The organism is Bradyrhizobium sp. USDA 3240 (assembly GCF_054063295.1).
Window position 1 is genome coordinate 2,127,838 of the sequence record NZ_JBSSGD010000002.1, and the last position, 20,650, is coordinate 2,148,487.

Below are 20,650 nucleotides of genomic sequence, written 5' to 3' on the forward strand. Positions count from 1 at the left end.
GCCTCTGCCTTATCAACAGGCAGGAAGCTTAATGGTTCATCAATATCCCCTTGTTTTTGGTGTCTGTAACCCCCTCGCCACATCCGTGGTTTACCGGGGCCCAGGCTTCCGAAGCGGACATCCGACCGGGGCAACTTCCCCGTCCGGCGATGAACGTTGGCTTCCCTGAAAAGGTGTGACTGTCCTGCCTTGGCGTCAAGATGTGCACGTCACAGACTCGCATGAACAAACTGTCAGGCAAGGTTGAACGTGCCTCCTTGTCGCCGCGACTAAGGCAACGAGCCCGCGCAGTTCCACGCGGCACCATTGCCGCGCTGTAAAGATGACACCTTGAAGGCGCGGGCTATTCCCGGGGCGGTCATGAAGCAGACGTTCCTTGTTGTCGCACTTGCCGCCGCAGCCTGCGCCAGCGCGGCGTTAACTGTTCAGGCGCAGGAAGGCATCGACAAGGCCAAGGCGGCCGCCTTCAACAACAGGATGTTCGCAGGCCCGCCCGGCGCGAAAGCCTATGCCTGCTTCGTGCGGCGATACGATGCAAATCATCTGGCGCAGCATCCGAAGCAGAAGGTCAACGCGATGAAGCTGCTCGTCGCCGCGGAAGATGCGCCGGAGGACAAGACCACCAACTACTCGTTCCGGCTCGGCGTCTCCTACCGCCATCGTCCCGGCAATTTCGACTCCAGCGGCTACTGCAACCATGCGATCGCGACCGAATCCGGACCCGAGATACGCTTCGAATGCAGCGTGGATTGCGAGGGCGGCGGTATCAGCGTGGCGTTGTCGAAGGACGACAAATCCGCGATCGCGCGCCTCAGCAGCATCAGGATGTGGAATCGCAACAAGCCCGACGATGACGCGGCCGAAGCGCTGCTCGCCGGCGCCGACGACAAGATCTTTCGCGTCGATCGGGCGGCCTTGAGCGGATGCGCCGAACTTGTGACCGACCGCAAGGAACTCGCTGCGCTCCGCCACAAGTGATAGGTTTTGCGCCGATCAACAATCATTGCGCGAGGGACGCCATGCACCGACGCAGCATCCTGTGGGGCACGCTCTCGGCGATCGGCGCGGCCTTCGCAGCATCGCGGGCGAACGCCGCTACCGAGACCCCACCACCGGGAAAGCTGACGGTGGTCTATCACCTCGACGACCTCGGCAAGGTCAATTTCGTGATCGGCAACATCCAGAACCATCTCGACGGCGTCGGCGGCCCCGGCAATGTGACGATCGCGCTCGTGGTGCACGGCCAGGCGTTGAGGGCGTTTCATACGGCAGCCGCCAATCCCGACCTGTCGAAACATGTCAGGCAGCTCACGAAGGACGGGATTGAACTCGCCGCCTGCGCCAACACCATGAAATCGCAGAACATCGGCCTGAAGGACCTGCTCCCGGGCTTCGTCGCCGCCGAACGCGGCGGCGTGGTCCACCTCGCCGAGCTGCAATCCCAGGGCTACCTCTACCTGCGGCCCTGACGCGCGGTCGCGCGCCGCAACGCGTCATAAAAATGTGCCGAGATCGAGGTCTGCTTGGACACGTTCCGAGGGGATCGAACTGTTGTGAATGGCGTTATCCCTTTGGAATGCTGATAGTCCGCCCCGGGCCCCCAGCCATGTTGACAATCCCCCTCCACCCCCGAAAGCTGCCCGGGAACCCAAAAATCGACCCTCGATCGAACGAGAACAGGCACCCATGAACCCCGTCAAAGCACTCGAAAATCACCGCCAGGCCGTCTGGCTGGACTTCCTTGCCCGCGGCTTCGTCGCCAACGGCGACCTGAAGCGGCTGATCGAGACCGACGGCGTCAAAGGCGTGACGTCCAACCCCTCGATCTTCGAGAAGGCGATCGGCAGCTCGGACGAGTATGACGGGGCGATCGGCCAGGCGCTCAAGAAAGGCGACCGCTCGGTCGCCGACCTGTTCGAACACCTTGCCGTCGTGGATATCCAACATGCCGCCGACGTGCTGCGCCCGGTCTATGACCAGAGCCATGGCGGCGACGGCTTTGTCAGCCTCGAAGTGTCGCCCTATCTGGCGATGGACACCAAGGGCACGATCGTGGAGGCCGAGCGGCTCTGGAAGGACGTCCACCGCAAGAACCTGATGGTCAAGGTGCCGGCGACGCCGGAGGGCCTGCCGGCGATCGAGTACCTGATCGGCGAAGGCATCAGCATCAACATCACGCTGCTGTTCTCGCAGAAGGTCTATCGCCAGGTCGCGGAAGCCTATCTCAAGGGCCTGGAGAAGTACGTCGCCAGGGGCGGCGATCCCTCCCATGTGGCGAGCGTCGCCAGCTTCTTCGTCAGCCGCATCGACTCGGCTGTCGACAAGCAGCTCGACGAGAAGATCGCCAAGGCCAACGATCCGCACGAGAAGGAGCGGCTCGCAACCCTCAAGGGCAAGGTCGCGATCGCGAATGCAAAGCTCGCCTACCAGGACTACAAGCGGCTGTTCTCGGGCCCGCGCTGGGACAAGCTCACGGCCAAGGGCGCCAAGCCGCAGCGGCTGCTGTGGGCGTCGACCGGCACCAAGAACAAGGACTACAGCGACGTGCTCTATGTCGAGGAGCTGATCGGCCCCGACACCGTCAACACCGTGCCGCCGGCAACGCTCGACGCGTTCCGCGACCACGGCAAGGTCCGCGATAGCCTCGAGGAGAATGTCGAGGACGCCCGCCACGTGCTGGAGGAGCTGGAGAAGTCCGGCATCTCGCTCGATGCGATCACCGAAGAGCTGGTCAAGGACGGCGTCAAGCTGTTCGCCGACGCGGCCGACAAGCTGTACGGCGCGGTCGCCCACAAGCGCGCGACCTCGCTCGGCGGTGGCATCGACCATCAGAAGCTTGCGCTCGGCGCCGGCATCGAGAAGGCGGTCGAGAAAAGCACCGAGGAATGGCGCGCGTCGGCCAAAATCCGAAGGCTCTGGCACAAGGACAAGTCGGTCTGGACCGGCGATGACGAGGACAAATGGCTGGGCTGGCTCACCAGCGCCGCCTCTGCCGACGTCGCCGACTACGAGGATTTCGCGGCGCGCGTGAAGGGACAGAACTTCACCGACGCCGTCGTGCTCGGCATGGGCGGATCGAGCCTCGGGCCGGAGGTGCTGGCGCAAACCTTCCCGCACAGATCCGGCTTCCCGCGGCTGCACGTGCTCGACTCCACCGACCCGGCGCAGGTCCGCGCGATGGAGGAGTATGTCGACATCGCCAAGACGCTGTTCATCGTCTCCTCCAAGTCCGGCGGCACCACCGAGCCGAACGTGATGAAGGACTATTTCTTCGACCGGGTGGCCAAGGCGATCGGCAAGGACAAGGCCGGCCACCGCTTCATCGCGGTGACCGATCCCGGCTCATCGCTGCAGAAGGTCGCGATCAAGCAGGGCTTTGCCCGCATCTTCTACGGCGACCCTGCGATCGGCGGCCGCTATTCCGTGCTGTCGCCATTCGGCCTGGTTCCGGCCGCGGCCGCGGGCATCGACGTCCGCAGCCTGCTCGGCCATACGCTCGCCATGGTGCGCTCCTGCGGCGCCGACGTGCCGCCTCAGGAAAACCCGGGCGTCCAGCTCGGGCTGGCGATGGGCATCGCGGGGCTCGAAGGCCGCGACAAGGTGACGATCTTCGCCTCGCCCGACGTCGCCGATTTCGGCGCCTGGGCCGAGCAATTGATTGCGGAATCGACCGGCAAGGACGGCAAAGGCCTGATCCCGATCGAGGGCGAGACGATCGGCGACGCCGCGGTCTACGGCAACGACCGCTTCTTCATCGACCTGCGCACCGAGGGCGAGCTCGACGCCGCGCATGAGGCAAAGCTCGCCGCGCTCGAGGCCGCCGGCCATCCCGTGGTCCGGATCGTGATGAAATCGATCGACCATATCGGCCAGGAGTTCTTCCGGTTCGAGATCGCAACCGCGGTGGCGGGCTCCATCCTCGGCATCAACCCGTTCAACCAGCCCGACGTCGAGGCCGCCAAGATCAAGACGCGCGAACTGACGGCGGCCTTCGAGAAGACCGGATCGCTGCCGGCCGAGCAGCCGGCGGTGTCGGCGGATGGAGTCGAGCTCTACACCGACGCGCAGAACGCCGTGGAGCTGCGCAAGGCCGGCGCCAATGGCGACCTCAATTCCTGGATCAAGGCGCATCTCTCGCGCTCCGGCCGCGGCGACTACGTCGCCCTGCTCGCCTATATCGAGCGCGACGGCGACACCATCGACGCCATGCAGGCGATGCGGCTCAAGGTGCGCGACGCGAAACACCTTGCGACCTGCGCCGAATTCGGCCCGCGTTTCCTGCATTCGACCGGACAGGCCTACAAGGGCGGGCCCGACAGCGGCGTGTTCCTGCAGGTCACGACCGACGATAGCAAGGACCTGGCCGTACCCGGCCAGAAGGCGAGCTTCGGCGTCATCAAGGCGGCGCAGGCGCGCGGCGATTTCGACGTGCTCACCGAGCGCGGCCGGCGGGCGTTGCGCGTTCATCTCAAGGGCGACCTCACCTCCGGGCTTGCGGCACTCGATGCCGCGATCTCGGCCGCACTGAACTGACGGAGGCGAGCAATGCAACTCGGCATGATCGGCCTCGGGCGGATGGGCGGCAACATCGTCCGCCGCCTGATGACCCAGGGTCACACCACCGTGGTCTACGACAAGGATCCGAAGGCGGTCGCGGCGCTCGTCGCCGACAACGCCACGGGTTCCTCGTCGCTGGAGGATTTCGTCCTCAAGCTGGAAGCGCCGCGCACCGCCTGGGTGATGCTGCCGGCCGGCAAGATCACCGAAGCGACCATCGAGGCGCTTTCAAAGCTGATGTCGCCCGGCGACGTCATCATCGACGGCGGCAACACCTTCTGGCAGGATGACGTCCGCCGCGGCAAGGCGCTTCGTGAGCGCGGGCTGCATTATGTCGACGTCGGCACCAGCGGCGGCATCTGGGGCATCGAGCGCGGCTACTGCATGATGATCGGCGGCGACAAGCCCGTCGTCGATCGGCTCGACCCGATCTTCAAGACGCTGGCGCCGGGCATCGGCGACATTCCGCGCACCTCCGGCCGCGAGGGCCGAGATCCGCGCATCGAACAGGGCTATATCCACGCCGGTCCTGTTGGCGCCGGGCACTTCGTCAAGATGATCCACAACGGCATCGAATACGGCCTGATGCAGGCCTATGCCGAAGGCTTCGACATCCTGAAGAACGCCAATATCGAGGCGCTCCCGCCCGAGCATCGCTTCGATCTCGACATCGCCGACATCGCCGAAGTCTGGCGGCGCGGCAGCGTGATCCCGTCCTGGCTGCTCGACCTCACCGCCTCGGCGCTGGCGCAGAACCACACGCTCGACAATTACTCAGGCTTTGTCGAGGATTCCGGCGAAGGCCGCTGGACCGTCAATGCCGCGGTCGACGAGGCCGTGCCGGCGGAAGTGCTGACCGCTGCGCTCTACACCCGCTTCCGTTCGCGCAAGGATCATACCTTCGCCGAGAAGATCCTCTCGGCGATGCGCGCAGGCTTTGGCGGCCACAAGGAGCCGCCGAAGAAAGCTTAGAAGCGTTTTCAAGCGAAGGTGGGCACCGGTTCGCGTGAAGAAAACGCGTCAAAACAAGAATCGAGAGCTCGGTTCCGATACAATCGGAACGGAGCTCGAGAGATAACCGCGGAAGGTCACGTGCAGAAGAAACCCGATCCTTGCTCTTTCATCATCTTCGGCGCCACCGGTGATCTGACACACCGGCTGGTCGTCCCGGCGCTCTACAATCTCGCCGCGTCGAATCTGCTACCGGAAAAATTCTGCGTGGTCGGCATCGCTCGCAAGGGCATGTCGAACGCGGAGATGACCGACAGCCTGATGCAGGGGCTTCGCAAGTACGCCACCCGCCCCGTGGACGAGGCGATCGCGAAGCGGCTGTTCGCATGCGTCACATCGATCGAGGCTGACCCGAGCGATCCTGCATCCTTTGATGCGATGGACGAGCAGCTCGACAAGCTTGAAAAGGCGCGCGACACCGGCGGCAATCGCCTGTTCTATCTCGCGACCCCACCGAGTGCGTTCCAGCCGATCAGCGAACAGCTCGGCCGCACTGGCATGCTAAAGGAGAACGGCGCCTGGCGGCGGCTGATCATCGAAAAGCCGTTCGGCACAGATCTCGCGTCGGCCAGGGCGCTGAACGCCGCGCTGCTGAAGCTGATGGACGAACACCAGATCTATCGCATCGATCATTACCTCGGCAAGGAAACCGTCCAGAACATCCTGGTGCTGCGCTTTGCCAATGGCATGTTCGAGCCGATCTGGAATCGCAATCATATCGACCACATCCAGATCACGGTCGACGAGAAGCTCGGCGTCGGCCATCGTGGCAGCTTCTATGATGCCACCGGCGCGTTGCGCGACATGGTGCCGAACCATCTGTTCCAGCTGTTGTCGCTGGTGGCGATGGAGCCACCGGCCCGTTTCGACGCCCATGCGGTGCGCTCTGAAAAAGCGGAGGTGCTCAGCGCGATCCAGCTCCAGAGCGAAGCGGAAGCGCTGAACAATTCGGTACGCGGCCAGTATCGCGCCGGCAAGATCGGCGATACCGAGATCGGGGACTATCTGAAGACCGAGGACGTCAAACCTGACAGTACCACCGAAACCTATGCCGCGCTGAAGCTGACGATCGACAACTGGCGCTGGGCCGGCGTCCCCTTTTATCTCCGCACCGGCAAGGCGCTCGCCGCCAAGCGCACCGAGATCGCGATCAAGTTCAAGCAGGCGCCGATTGGAATGTTTCGCGACACGTCGGTTGATCGGCTGTCCCAGAATTTCCTGATCATCTCGACCGAACCGACCGAAGGCATCGAGCTACAGTTCAACACCAAGGTGCCTGGCCCGGCCATCAACATCGACGGCGTCGAGATGAAGTTCCGCTACAAGGACTACTTCAAGGCCGAACCGTCCACCGGCTACGAGACCCTGATCTACGACTGCATGATCGGCGACAATCTGCTGTTCCAGCGCGCCGACGGCGTTGAGGCCGGCTGGCAGGCAGTGCAGCCCTTTTTCGACGCCTGGAAGACTGCCGGCGGGCGCGGCCTGCAACCCTACAAGGCCGGCAGCGAAGGCCCGGAGGCGGCCAACGCGCTGTTGACGCGCGACGGCCGCAGCTGGCGGAAGCTCAGCTGACCATGACCGCGAGCGGCGAGCGCGCAATCATCACGGTCGCCGATCCGGCCGCGCTGGCGCAAATGGCCGCCGAGCGGGTGATCGCCAGGATCGACCAGAACAGCGGCCGGATCGCGGTCTGCCTCACCGGCGGCTCCAGCCCCAAGGCGCTATACCAGCTGCTGGCGACGCCGGACTATCGCCGGAGAATTCCCTGGGATCGCATCGACTGGTTCATCGGCGACGAGCGCCTGGTGCCGCGCAAGGACGCGCTGCACAATATGAGCATGGCGCGCCAGGCCTTCCTCGACCGCTGCGCCCCGGCTGCGAATGTCCACCCGATCGCGACCGACACCGCCGATCTCAGGGATCCCGACGTCAGCGCCGCGCTGTACGAGAACGAGCTGATGGCCTTCTACGGCGCCGAGCAGCTCGATCCGAAGCGGCCGCTGTTCGACCTGGTGCTGATGGGCATCGGGCCCGACGGCCACACCGCCTCGCTGTTTCCCGGCTTCCCCGCGGTCGAGGAGACGCAGCGCTGGGTAGTCGGGGTGCCCAAGGCCAATGTCGAGCCGTTCGTGCCGCGAGTCTCCCTGACCCTGCCTGCGCTCGCCTCCTGCCGCGAGATGCTGTTCGAGGTGGCGGGCGAAAACAAGCGCGCGATCTTGACGCGCCTGTTCGCAGGCGAGAACCTGCCGGCAAACCGCGCGCGATCGCTGGGCGAAACCGTCTGGCTGATCGATCAGGCCGCGCTGCCGGAGGATTTTCGTGGATGATTTTCTTAGGTATTTTCTTGGGTGACTTTCTTGGGTGACGGGCAAAACCCCTGCGCACTAGTCGTGATGGGCGTCTCCGGCTCGGGCAAGAGCACCATCGCCGACCGCCTCGCGATCAGGATCGGCTGGCGTTTCGAGGATGGTGACAGTTTTCACCCGCCGAGCAATGTCGCGAAGATGCATTCCGGCCAGCCGCTCACCGACGAGGATCGCTGGCCCTGGCTGCGCGCGATCGCCAATGAGATCGACCGCACCTGCGGCGTCCGCGAACGGGCGGTCATCGCCTGCTCCGCCCTGAAGCGCGCCTATCGCGACACCCTGGTGCACGGCCGCAACGACATCCGCATCGTCTTCCTCGACGGCACAGAGGAGCTGATCGCCGCGCGGCTCGCCGCGCGCAAGGACCATTTCATGCCGCCGGGCCTGCTCGCCAGCCAGTTCAAAACGCTGGAGCCGCCGACGCCGGACGAACGCCCGATCACGGTTGCGATCGACCGTTCGGTCGACACCATCGTCGAAGACATCGTCAATCAACTGAGGCTGGACCTCTCATGACCCGCATCGCCCTTGTCGTATCCGATGTCGACGGCACGCTGCTCACCAAGGACAAGACCTTGACCGACGGCGCCAGCACAGCCGTGCGCAAGCTGCAGGAGGCCGGCATCGGCTTCACCATCGTCTCCAGCCGGCCGACCATCGGGATGGGTTTCCTGGTCGCGCCGCTCGCGATCACGCTGCCGATCGGCGCCTTCAATGGCTCCTCGATCGTCGATCCGCAATTGAAGCCGATCGAACAGCATGCGATCCCGCCGGCAGTCGCCAAGCGCTGCGTCGACCTGCTCCGCGAGCGTGGCATCGACATCTGGCTGTTCACCAACGACCGCTGGCTGACCCGCAGTCCCGACGGCGAGTACAACGCGCACGAGAAACGCGCGATCAAGCATGATCCGACCATCGTTGACGATTTCACGCCCTATCTCGACCAGGCCTGCAAGATCGTCGGCGCGAGCTCGGATGCACCCCTGTTGCAGCGCTGCGAGGCGGAGATGCAGCAGATGGTCGGCAATGATGCGACCGCGGTCCGCTCGCAGACCTATTATCTCGACGTCACCCCGCCCGGCCACGACAAGGGCACCTTCGTCGAGGGCATCGCGAAGCGTCTCGGCGTGTCGCTCGAGAATGTCGCCACGATCGGCGACATGCAGAACGATCTGCCGATGTTCGCCAGAAGCGGCGTCTCGTTCGCGATGGGCAATGCCAGCGACGACGTGAAGGCGCGCGCCACGCATGTCACCGAAACCAACGAGCATGACGGCTTCGCGCGCGCGATGGAGACGGTGCTGACGATGGGCCGCTAGACCGCGATCAGGTCGACCGCTGCACCGCCGGCTTCTCGGCGTCGGCCTTGGCGGCGCTGAGATTGTGCGCCGTGTTGATCAGCGCGATATGAGTCAGTGCCTGCGGAAAGTTGCCGGTCTGCCGGCCGGCGCCGGAGTCGAACTCCTCCGCCAGGAGCCCGAGATCGTTGGCGACCGCGACGACGCGGTCGAACATGGTTTGCGCCTTGTCGAGATCTCCCGCCAGCACATGGGCGTCGGCGAGCCACAGGCTGCAGGCCAGGAAGGCGCCCTCGATCGGCTGGATTTCGTCGGACACCTCGCGCGGATCGTGCCGCAGCACGAACCCGTCGCGCATCATGTGCCGCTCGACCGCAGCGATCGTACCGCGGATGCGCGGATCGGACGGCGGCAGGAAGCCGACCGACGGCAGCAGCAGCAGGCTGGCGTCGAGCAGCTTTGACCCGTAGCTCTCGACGAAGCTGTTGAGATCGGGATCGAAGCCCTGCCGGCAGACGTCGCGATGGATGGCCTCGCGCAGCACCCGCCATTTGACCAGCGGCCCCTTGAAGCCGAACCGCTCGGCGCTCTTGATGGCGCGGTCGAAGGCGACCCAGCACATCACCTTGGAGAACACGTAGTGTCTGGGCGTGCCGCGGCGCTCCCAGATGCCGTGATCCGGCTGGTCCCAGACATCGGCGAGATGACTGACGACGGTGCATTCGAGCGACCAGCTCTCATCATCGAGCTTCAGCTTGGCCATGCGGGACTGGTGGAAGGCGTCGATCAACTCGCCGTAGACGTCGAGTTGCAGCTGCGCATGTGCGGCATTGCCGACGCGGACCGGTTGCGCCCCCTCATAGCCGGGCAGCCAGCCGGCTTCCCATTCCAAGAGACGCCGCTGCCCCAGGATGCCGTACATGATCTGCATGTCGGCAGGAGCGCCGGCCGCGGCCCGCAGCAGCCAGTTGTGCCAGGCGGCCGCTTCCTCGGTGTAGCCCGAATTCATCAGTGCCAGCAGCGTGAAGGTGGCGTCGCGCAGCCAGCAGAACCGGTAATCCCAGTTGCGCGCGCCGCCGAGCTTTTCCGGCAACGACGTGGTCGGGGCCGCGACGATGCCGCCGGTCGGCCTGAAGGTCAGTGCCTTCAGCGTGATCAGCGAGCGCATCACGAGGCTGCGCTGATAGCTGCCGTCATAGGTCGAACGGCTGCACCATTCCTTCCAATAGTCCTCGGTATCCTTCAGCGCGGCCTCGGGATCGATCGGCTCCGGCACCGGCTGATACGACGCTCCGTAGGTCAGGACAAAGGGCACGGTGTCGCCCTCGCCGATCTCGAAATCGGCGATCGTGGTCAGGTCCTTGCCCGATGTCTTCACTGGCGTGCGCAGCAGGGTCATGTCCTGTCCGCTGATCGCCAGCAGCCCCTCGCCGTCCGGGTTCTTCTTCACCCAGGGAACATCGACGCCGAAGCCGAAGCGGATCACCAGCTCCATGTGCATCTTGACGCGGCCGCTGATGCCGCGAACCAGGCGGACCACGTCGGAGGCATTGCCGCGCGGCGGCATGAAGTCGATCAGCGCGACCACGCCGTCCTCGGTCTCGAACCGCGTCTCCAGGATCAGCGTATCGTCCCAATAGCGGCGGGAGATCCGCTTGATCTCGCCAGCGGGCGCCAGCAGCCAGCGGCCATTCCGCGACGTGCCGAGCAGCGCCGCGAAGCAGGCGTCGGAATCGAACGCCGGCCAGCACAGCCAGTCGATCGAGCCGTCGCGACCGACCAGCGCTGCGGTTTCGCAATCGCCGATCAGCCCATAGTCTTCGATTCGAGAGGCCACCGCCGTGCTCCGCGTTGTCAGGCGTGCGACCGCTCGCGGGTTGCACGCTTGAGCGCGTCGACGTCGATCGCCGATGCGAGATGCTCGATCGAGACCGGCAGCCGCCGTTTCCAGTTCGGATGCTCGTAGACGGTGCCGGGGATGTTCGGCTGCTCGACGATGCCGAGCAAATCCTCCATCGAGACCGCCATCATCCGCGATCGCGTCCGCGCCATAAAGCTCACCACCGAATAGAAATCATTGTGGTGAATGTCGTGACGGCGCAGCACGTCGTCGAGATGGCCGAGCGCATCCCAGCGCCCCTGGTCGGTCTCGCCGGGATCGATCCCGAGCGCGCGCTTGGTCTTGAGGTCGCTGAACGAGCGCCAGCCGGCATAGGTCGACAGGTCGTGGGTGTTGAACGTCACCAGCGCGTTCGGCAGATAGTAGTCGGCGTTGCGGAACACGCCCTGGTCGTCGGTCTCGAACATCATCACCAGATAAGACCAGATGCCCCAGCCGTTCATCTGCTCGCGGAAGCCCGGAGGCACGGTGCCGAGGTCCTCGCCGATCACGACGCAGTGGTTTGCTGTGCTCTCCTGCGCGGTCGCCGCCAGCAACGCCTCGAACGGCATCAGCACGTAGGCGCCATTGGCCGGACCGAATCCGCGCGGCACCAGATAAAGCCGCTTCAGCCCGAAAGCGTGGTCGAGCCTGATCGCGCCGGCATGGTGCATCGAGGCGCGCAGCATCTGCCTGAAAGGCTCGAAGGAACGCTGCTCGAGGCCCGCAGCGTTGAAGCCGGCGAGCCCCCAGTCCTGGCCGGCGGTATTGAGCGGGTCCGGCGGCGCGCCGACGCCGAGATGGCGCGAGATCGCGGTCTGTTCATTCCAGGCGTCGAAGCCGTCCGACTGCACGCCGACGGCGACGTCGAGATAGAGCCCGACCCGCATGCCCAGCTTGTGCGCGAGCGCCTGGCAAGCTCCGAGCTGCCGGTCCGCGGTCCATTGCACGAACTCAACGAACTCCACCTCGGCGGCGGTGTCGCGCGCCCGGCGCAACTTCGTGCACGCAGCATCATTGGGCTGCCGCCACTCGTCCGGCCATTCCCACCACGGAGAGTTGAATTTGTGCCGCATCACCTCGAAGCAGGCGAAGCGCGACAGCAGCACGCCCTGCTCCTTGCGATAGGCCTCGAAATCCTGCCAGCGGCCGAGGCCGGGATTGGCCTTGAAGGCGGCGAAGGCTGCACGCAGCGCCGGCCATTTCAGCGCCGCGGCACCGACATAGTCGACCATGTCGCGGCTGCGCAGCTGCGCCAGCGTGGCTTGCGCCTCGGCACCGACGTGGAATTCGGGAATCTTCGCGACGTCGATGTAGAGCGCGTTGAGGAACAGCCGGCTGTTCGGCGAATACGGGCTGCAATCGCCGGGCCGATCGTCGAACAGCGCGTGCAGCGGATTGAGTCCGATGCCGTCGGCGCCGAGCCTATGGGCGAATTCGAGCAGGCCCTGCAGATCGGTGAAGTCGCCGATGCCCCAGTTGCGCGCGGACCGCACGCCATAGAGCTGGACCGCGATCACCCAGCAGCGGTCGAACGCGCCGCCGAACGCAGCTTCCGGCGCCACCAGAAACGGCAGCTCCTCGCTGCCCGATGCGTCCTTGAGCTGCAACCGGTGCACGCCCTCAGGCAGGCCGGACGGCCACGTCACACTCCGTTCATGCGCCTCGCCTTGCGCGAGCAAGGTAGTGCCGCTGATGAGCTTCCATTGCACCGGTAGCCGGGCCGCCTCGGAGAGCTGCGTCTGCCCGCCATGGCCGCCTCTGACGACCACGGGATCGGCGACGATCCGCCGCGGCGTCTGGGGCGGCAGCGCCGCGAGGATCGCCGTCAGCGCCTCCGGGGTTGTCACACGGCGGTGACCGCTCCCATCGATATACTCGGTCTGGATTCCCAGGGTCTGGGCTTTGGCGTAAAGGTCCATTCGGCACGCTGCCTGCTCGCAACGGTATTGGGATCGTTGCTAAATTGTACAGATACGGGAAAGGGATAGTTGATGTTCAACGCTCTACCCTATCCGGCGTTCCCACCGGGAACCATTGCCCGGCGAGCGGCTTTCTATATGGGTCTGGCGTGCCTCCTTCCCGGCGCCGGGACTTCATTTGCCTATTCAATGGCGGCATCACCGTGAACAAAACCGCCCGGCCTGTCGAGAGTGCCAACGGCACTTTTCATATTACCGATGTCTATCCGTCGGTCGATGGCGGCCGCTTTGCGGTCAAGCGCATCGCGGGCGAGCCCGTCGAGGTGTGGGCCGACATCTACCGCGACGGACATGATGTGATCGCAGCGGCGTTGGTGTGGCGGCATGAGGGCGACGGCGAATGGCAACACGCGCCGATGATGCTGCACAGCGACGACCGTTGGGGCGGCGCCTTCGTGCCAGAGCGGCCCGGCCGCTACAGCTTCGCGATCGAGGCCTGGACCGACGAATTCGCCAGCTGGCGGCATCGCTTCGAGCAGAAGCAGCGCGACGGCGGCGACCACACACTGGATGCTGTCGAAGGCGCGGGCATGCTGACCCGGGCGCAAGCGGGGGGACCTGCCGCAGCCGCAATCATCATCAGGCAGTGCGAAATCTTCCTGCAGACCGGTGAGCCGGGCGCGCTGCTCGCACCGGAATTGCGGGAGGCGATGGCCGGCAGCCAGTTTCGCCGCGACCTGGTGCGATCGCAGCTCTATCCCCTCATCGCGGACCGGCCGCGCGCTCGCAGCGGCGCCTGGTACCAGATGTTTCCGCGCAGCCAGGGCAAGACACCGGGCGTGCACGCGACCTTCAACGACTGCATCGCGCGGCTGTCCGATATCGCGGCGATGGGCTTTGACGTCGTGCTGTTGGCGCCGATTCATCCGATCGGGCGGACCCATCGCAAGGGCCGCAACAATGCCGCCATCGCGCAGCCCGGCGATCCCGGCAGCCCCTATGCGATCGGCGCGGCGGAGGGCGGCCACGACGCCGTGCATCCGGAATTCGGCACGCTCGACGACTTCCGCGCTTTCGTGGCGGCATGCCAGGCCCACGGCCTCGAGGTCGCGCTCGATTTCGCCGTGCAATGCTCGCCCGATCATCCCTGGCTGACCGCGCATCCGGAGTGGTTCAAGCGGCGTCCGGACGGATCGATGCGCACCGCCGAACATCCGCAGCAGCGCTGGGACGATGTGGTCAATCCGGATTTCGGATCCGAGGATGCCGCCGCGCTGTGGCGCGCGCTGCGCGATGTGGTGCTGTTCTGGGTCGAACAGGGCGTCAAGATCTTCCGGGTCGACAATCCGCACACCAAGCCGCTGGCATTCTGGGAATGGCTGATCCGCGAGGCGCAGGACCGCGATCCGGACGTGCTGTTCCTCTCGGAGGCCTTCGCGCGGCCGAAGCTGATGAAGGGCCTCGCCAAGCTCGGCTTCACGCAGTCCTATACTTACTTCACCTGGCGCACGCAGCGCTCCGAGCTCGAAGCGTATCTCGGCGAGTTGATATCCTATCCCGATCGCGACTTCTTTCGGCCGAATTTCTTCGTCAACACACCTGACATCCTGCCTTTCCACCTGCAAAGCGGCGAATCCTGGATGTTCAAGTCGCGTCTCGCGCTGGCCGCGACGCTTTCAAGCAGCTACGGCATCTATGGCGGATTCGAACTGCTCGAGCACACGCCGGTGCCTGGCCGCGAGGAATATCTCAACTCCGAGAAATACGAGATCAGGGTTCGCGACTGGGATCAGGCCGGGAACATCAAGCCCTATATCGCGGCCCTCAACCAAATCAGGCGCGGCAATCCGGCCCTGCAACAATTCGCCGATCTGCGCTTTATCAATGTCGATGACGGCGGCGTGATCGGCTTCGTCAAGGAGGCGGCCGATCAGGGCAATGTGATCGCGGTCGCGATTGCGTTGTCGTCCGAGCCGCGCGACGTCTGGCTTCCGCTCGGCGACGTCACGGTCGGCCGCGGCGATGCCCGCCGCCCCGTCACGGCCGTGGAAGACCTTGTCACCGGCGAGCGTCATGCGCTCGAATGGGGAGGCATCCGCCTGCATCTAGATCCTGCGCGCGATCCCGCGTTGCTGCTACGCTGTGTCGCCTGAAGGAGCCGCCATGAACGTATTTTCCTCCGTCGACAGCGAGGTGAAGGTCGCGACCGAGACCGCGGACCAGCTGTGGTACAAGGACGCCATCATCTACCAGCTGCACGTCAAGGCGTTCGCCGACAGCAACAATGACGGCATCGGCGATTTCACAGGCCTGACGGAGAAGCTCGGCTATCTGCAGGAGCTCGGCGTCACCGCGCTGTGGCTGCTGCCGTTCTATCCCTCGCCGGGCCGCGACGACGGCTACGACATCGGCGATTATGGCGACATCAATCCCGATTTCGGGACGATGAAGGACTTCAAGCGCTTCATCCAGGAGGCCAAGCGGCGCGGCCTGCGCGTCATCACCGAGCTCGTCGTCAACCACACCTCGGACCAGCATGCCTGGTTCAAGCGGGCGCGCCGCAGCCCGCCGAATTCGAGCGCGCGCAGCTGGTACGTCTGGAGCGACACCGACCAGAAATACCTCGATACCCGCATCATCTTCACCGACACGGAGAAGTCGAACTGGACCTGGGATCCGGAAGCCGGTCAGTTCTACTGGCACCGCTTCTTCTCGCACCAGCCGGACCTGAATTTCGACAATCCGCGCGTGGTGCGCGCCATCGTGCAGGTGATGAAGCGCTGGCTCGACACCGGCGTCGACGGCTTCCGGCTCGACGCCATTCCCTATCTGTGCGAGCGCGACGGCACCAACAATGAGAACCTGCCGGAGACGCATGCCATCATCAAGCGGCTGCGCCAGGAGCTCGACGCCTATGCCAAGGGCAAGATCCTGCTGGCCGAGGCCAACCAATGGCCGGAGGACGTGCAGGCATATTTCGGCCATGGCGACGAATGCCACATGGCCTACCACTTCCCGCTGATGCCGCGCATCTACATGGCAATCGCCCAGGAAGACCGCTTTCCGATCACAGACATCCTCAGGCAGACGCCCGACATTCCGGCAGCTGCCCAGTGGGCGCTGTTCCTGCGCAACCACGACGAGCTGACCCTGGAAATGGTCACCGACGTCGAGCGCGACTATCTGTGGTCGACCTATGCCAACGACCCGCGCGCCCGCATCAACGTCGGCATCCGCCGCCGCCTTGCGCCGCTGATGGACAATGACCGGCGCAAGATCGAGCTGATGAACTCGCTCTTGCTGTCGTTCCCCGGCACGCCGATCATCTATTACGGTGACGAGATCGGCATGGGCGACAACATCTATCTCGGCGACCGCAACGGCGTGCGGACGCCGATGCAATGGTCGCCGGACCGCAACGGCGGCTTCTCGCGCGCCGACCCGGCGCGGCTCTACGCGCCGATGATCATGGACCCGGTCTACGGCTACGAATCCGTCAATGTCGAGGCGCAGTCGCGCAGCCTGTCGTCGCTGCTGTCGGCGACCAAGCGGCTGATCGCAGTGCGCAAGTCGACGCTTGCGTTCGGGCGCGGCACCATGACCTTCATCCGCCCGGAGAACCGCTCGGTGCTCGCCTATGTCAGGCAGTACCAGGGCGAGACCATCCTGTGCGTCGCCAACCTGTCGCGCTCGGCGCAGGCGACCGAACTCGACCTCTCCGCCTTCAAGGACCGCATTCCGCTCGAGATGCTCGGACGCACGCGCTTCCCGGCGATCGGCGAGCTGCCTTACATGATCACGCTGGCGCCTTACGGCTTCTACTGGTTCCAGCTGCAGGAGCGCGACAAGTCCGAGCCGGTGAAGCCGCGGGCGGTGCCGGAGTTCGAGACGCTGGTGGTGCCGCTCGGTTCGACCTGGACTTCGCTGGCGCGGGAGCGCGGCGTATTCGAGCACGACGTGCTGCCCGGCCATCTCGCCCGCACCCGCTGGTACCCGGAGCATTCCCCGAAGGCGATCCAGCCGACGCTGGTGTCTGCGATCCCATTCTGCGACATCGGCGACAACCGGCCCTGGCTGATCTTCTTCGAAACCACGGAGCGCGGCACCACCAGCCGCTACGTGCTGCCGATGCAGATCGAATGGGTGCGCTTCGACCGCGAGCGCTACAACCCGCGCGCCTTTGCCGCGGTCCGTCAGGGCGCGCGCGAGGGCACGTTGCTCGATGTCTCCACCGACCAGATCTTCACTGGCCTGTTCCTGCGAAACTTGCGGGAAAACCTCACCGTCGACGAGGGCGAGCAACGCCTGAAGCTCGAATTCCGGCCGACCAGCCGCTTCTCCGATCGCCCGGTCCGGCAGCCCGAACGGATCCGCGTGTTCGAGAACGATCAGCCGCATTCGACCGCGCTGGTCGACAATGAGTATGTCACCAAGATCTACCGGAAGCTCGAGGTCGGCATCAATCCAGAGATCGAGATGGGCCGCTTCCTCACCGAAGTGGTCAATTTCCCCAACACACCGGCATTGCTCGGCACATCGGAACTGGTGGAGGGCGACAATCGCAGCGCGATCGCAGTGCTGCACGCCATGGTGGTGAACCAGGGCGACCTTTGGACCGTGGCCGCTGCGCACCTTGATCGCCTCGTCGAGCGGCAGCGCCTGCTGGCGGTGAGCGAAAATCCCGATGAGAACGGCGATCATGCGACTTATCTGCGCCACCTGTCGCACAGCGGAAAGCGCCTCGCCGAGCTGCACATCGCGCTCGCCAGCAACCGCGACCTGCCGGACTTCGCGCCGGAACCGACCAGGCCCGAGGACCTGCAGCGCTGGAGCGATGAGATCATGGCGCGCGCCGAACGCGTGTTCGATACGCTGAGGCAGCGGCGCGGCTCCCTGCGAGAAGCCGACCGGCTGCTGGCCGATCAGTTGCAGGCCCAGCACGACATGCTGCCGGAGCGGCTCAAGGCGCTGCTGCCGCGCGAGACCGACGGGCTCAGCATCCGCCATCATGGCGACCTGCATCTCGGCCAGCTGCTGGTCGTCAAGGACGACGTCTTCATCATCGATTTCGACGGCGGGCCGGGCCGCACCATCGCCGAGCGGCGCCGCAAGGCGCCCGCGGCCCGCGACGTCGCCGGCCTGATCCGCTCGATCGACTATGCCGCGACCACCGCGCTGGAACGGGCACTCAAGGTCGCACCCGACGAGAGCGGCAGGCTGAGCCTCGCTTTGGCCGAATGGCGCGACCAGGCCGCGGATGCCCTGCTGGCGGCCTATCGCGAGACCGTGGCCGGCCAGCGGCTGTGGCCCGCCGACGCCAAGGCGGCCGACCGCCTACTCAACTTTTTCCTGCTTGAGAAAGCCTTCTACGAGATCGAGTATGAGCTGGCCAACCGGCCAGATTGGCTCCGCGTCCCACTGACTGGCCTGTTGAGACTCCTGGCCCAACAGCCGCACGAGGTTGCATGAATAAATTGCCCGCCGAGGCCTATGCCATCATCGAGGGCCGCCACTCCGATCCCTTCCACTATCTCGGCCTCCACGCCGAGGGGGATCGCAACGTCGTGCGCGCCTTCCTGCCTGACGCCAGCAATGTCGAGGCGATCGGGGAGCATGGCGAGGCGGCGCCGCTGGCCAAGATCCATGACGCCGGCCTGTTCGCAGGTCCCTTGCCGAACGGCTCGACGCGCTACCAGCTCCGCGCCCGCTTCGGCGACAACGTCGTCGAACTGGAGGATGCCTATCGCTTTCCGCCGATCCTGAGCGATTTCGATCTCTATCTGCTCGGCGAGGGTACGCATCTGCGGGTCTACGACACGCTCGGCGCCCATCCGATGACGCTCGACGGCGTCGACGGCATCGGCTTCGTGGTGCTGGCGCCGAATGCGCGGCGGGTCAGCGTGGTCGGCGACTTCAATTTCTGGGACGGCAGGCGTCATCCGATGCGGGTGCGCGGCCCGGGCTATTGGGAGCTGTTCATCCCGCGCGCCCGCGTCGGCGACCACTACAAGTTCGAGATCATCGGGCGCAACGGCCAGCATCTGCCGCTGAAGTCCGATCCGCTGGCGTTCGCCGCCGAGGTGCGTCCGAAGACCGCCTCGATCGTGCTCGACGAGCGCAAGATCCCGCATCCGCGCCCGGCGCCCGATCGCGTCAATGCGCTGAGCTCGCCGATGTCGATCTACGAGATTCATCTCGGATCGTGGCGCCGCAAGGGCCGCAATGAGTGGCTGACCTATCGCGAAATGGCGGAGCAGCTTCCGGCCTACGCCAGCGACATGGGCTTCACCCATATCGAATTCCTGCCGATCACCGAGCATCCGTTCGACGGCTCCTGGGGCTACCAGCCGACCGGCATGTTTGCCCCGACCAGCCGCTTCGGCTCGCCCGATGATTTCGCCGCGCTGATCGACGCCTGCCACGGCGCAGGCCTCGCCGTGCTGCTCGACTGGGTCCCGGGGCATTTCCCCGACGACCCGCACGGTCTCGGCAATTTCGACGGCACCGCGCTCTATGAGCACGCCAATCCGCTGCAGGGCCGTCACCTCGACTGGGGCACGCTGATCTACAATTACGGGCGCACCGAGGTCACCAACTTCCTGGTGTCGAACGCACTGTTCTGGCTCGATCGCTACGGCATCGACGGACTGCGCGTCGATGCGGTCGCCTCCATGCTCTATCTCGACTACAGCCGTCCCGCCGGCGGCTGGATCCCGAACAAATATGGCGGCCGCGAGAACATCGAGGCGATCGACTTCCTGCGCCGCTTCAACACCGAGCTGTTCGCACACTTCCCGCAGGCAACGACGGCGGCGGAGGAATCCACCGCGTGGCCGCAGGTGTCGCGTCCGGTCGAATATGGCGGGCTCGGCTTCGGCTACAAGTGGAACATGGGCTGGATGCACGACACGCTGAAATACATCGGCAAGGATCCCATCCACCGCAAGCACCACCACGGCGACATCCTGTTCGGCCTGCACTACGCCTTCTCGGAAAATTTCATCCTGCCGCTGTCCCACGACGAGGTGGTGCACGGCAAGCGCTCGATCCTCGGCCGCATGCCCGGCGACGACTGGCAGCGCTTTGCCAATCTGCGCGCCTATTACAGCTTCATGTTCGGACATCCCGGCAAGAAGCTGATGTTCATGGGCTGCGAGTTCGGCCAGGAGCGCGAATGGAACCACGACCACTCGCTCGATTGGCATTTGCTGCAACAGCCGAGGCATAGCGGCATCCAGAACCTGGTCCGCGACCTCAACCAGCTCTATCGCGCGCTGCCCGCGCTGCATGAACTCGACTGCGACCAGGCCGGCTTCGAATGGGTCATCACCGACGACGCCAGCAACAATGTGTTCGGCTGGATCCGCAAGGGCAACGATGCGCGCGCCCGCTGCCTCGTGGTCCTGAACTTCTCGCCCAACGTCTATCGCAACTATCGCGTCCGGGTGCCGCTCGCGGGCAAGTGGCACGAGGTGTTCAACTCGGATTCCTCCCATTACGGCGGCACCAATGTCGGCAATATCGGCGAGGTCCGTGCCTCGGAGGGCGCCACGCCCGAGCTGAGCCTGACCATTCCGCCGCTGGCAGCGATCTTCCTCGTACCGGAAAGCTGAT

Annotated in this window: 13 protein-coding genes; 11 read left to right on the forward strand and 2 right to left on the reverse strand. The window is 65.0% G+C overall.

What is annotated here, in order from left to right:
* The first annotated feature begins 360 nt into the window (after positions 1–360).
* The 8 genes from ACVIGA_RS10890 (at position 361) to ACVIGA_RS10925 (ending at position 9,256) form a co-directional block, all read left to right on the forward strand.
* On the forward strand, positions 361–978 hold the full coding sequence (locus ACVIGA_RS10890; RefSeq protein ID WP_456666374.1) for a hypothetical protein: 618 nt from the start codon (positions 361–363) through the stop codon (positions 976–978).
* Between the two features lie 41 nt (positions 979–1,019).
* On the forward strand, positions 1,020–1,469 hold the full coding sequence (locus tag ACVIGA_RS10895; RefSeq protein WP_456666375.1) for a DsrE family protein: 450 nt from the start codon (positions 1,020–1,022) through the stop codon (positions 1,467–1,469).
* A gap of 217 nt (positions 1,470–1,686) precedes the next feature.
* A complete protein-coding gene (locus ACVIGA_RS10900) occupies positions 1,687–4,533 on the forward strand; it encodes a bifunctional transaldolase/phosoglucose isomerase (RefSeq protein WP_456666376.1) in 2,847 nt (948 codons plus the stop codon).
* Positions 4,534–4,545: 12 nt separating this feature from the next.
* The gene (gene gnd / locus ACVIGA_RS10905) at positions 4,546–5,529 is read left to right on the forward strand and encodes a phosphogluconate dehydrogenase (NAD(+)-dependent, decarboxylating) (protein ID WP_223977013.1); all 984 of its coding nucleotides are present in this window, start codon (positions 4,546–4,548) and stop codon (positions 5,527–5,529) included.
* Between the two features lie 120 nt (positions 5,530–5,649).
* Entirely contained in the window at positions 5,650–7,143 is a 1,494-nt protein-coding gene (gene zwf, locus ACVIGA_RS10910) for a glucose-6-phosphate dehydrogenase (RefSeq protein WP_456666377.1), read from the forward strand.
* 2 nt (positions 7,144–7,145) lie between these two features.
* Positions 7,146–7,898, forward strand: coding sequence for a 6-phosphogluconolactonase (gene pgl / locus ACVIGA_RS10915; protein WP_456666378.1), 753 nt, complete (start codon positions 7,146–7,148; stop codon positions 7,896–7,898).
* 66 nt (positions 7,899–7,964) lie between these two features.
* Entirely contained in the window at positions 7,965–8,453 is a 489-nt protein-coding gene (locus ACVIGA_RS10920; RefSeq protein WP_456670784.1) for a gluconokinase, read from the forward strand.
* A complete protein-coding gene (locus ACVIGA_RS10925) occupies positions 8,450–9,256 on the forward strand; it encodes a Cof-type HAD-IIB family hydrolase (RefSeq protein WP_456666379.1) in 807 nt (268 codons plus the stop codon). Before ACVIGA_RS10920 ends, ACVIGA_RS10925 begins: the two co-directional genes overlap by 4 nt.
* Positions 9,257–9,263: 7 nt before the next feature.
* Here the strand turns inward: ACVIGA_RS10925 and ACVIGA_RS10930 are convergent, their stop codons facing one another.
* A complete protein-coding gene (locus ACVIGA_RS10930) occupies positions 9,264–11,072 on the reverse strand; it encodes a glycoside hydrolase family 15 protein (RefSeq protein ID WP_456666380.1) in 1,809 nt (602 codons plus the stop codon).
* Between the two features lie 17 nt (positions 11,073–11,089).
* Positions 11,090–13,036, reverse strand: coding sequence for a 4-alpha-glucanotransferase (malQ, locus tag ACVIGA_RS10935; protein ID WP_456666381.1), 1,947 nt, complete (start codon positions 13,034–13,036; stop codon positions 11,090–11,092).
* 203 nt (positions 13,037–13,239) lie between these two features.
* On the opposite strand from malQ, the gene ACVIGA_RS10940 reads away from it, so the two are divergent.
* The 3 genes from ACVIGA_RS10940 to glgB are packed head-to-tail and all read left to right on the forward strand — an operon-like array spanning position 13,240 to position 20,649.
* Positions 13,240–15,189 (forward strand): alpha-1,4-glucan--maltose-1-phosphate maltosyltransferase, encoded by a 1,950-nt coding sequence (locus tag ACVIGA_RS10940; RefSeq protein WP_456666382.1) that lies wholly within the window; start codon positions 13,240–13,242, stop codon positions 15,187–15,189.
* 10 nt (positions 15,190–15,199) lie between these two features.
* Positions 15,200–18,505, forward strand: coding sequence for a maltose alpha-D-glucosyltransferase (treS, locus tag ACVIGA_RS10945; RefSeq protein WP_456666383.1), 3,306 nt, complete (start codon positions 15,200–15,202; stop codon positions 18,503–18,505).
* Entirely contained in the window at positions 18,502–20,649 is a 2,148-nt protein-coding gene (gene glgB, locus ACVIGA_RS10950) for a 1,4-alpha-glucan branching protein GlgB (protein WP_456666384.1), read from the forward strand. The genes treS and glgB overlap by 4 nt, the downstream gene beginning before the upstream one ends.
* The last annotated feature ends 1 nt before the right edge of the window (position 20,650 follow it).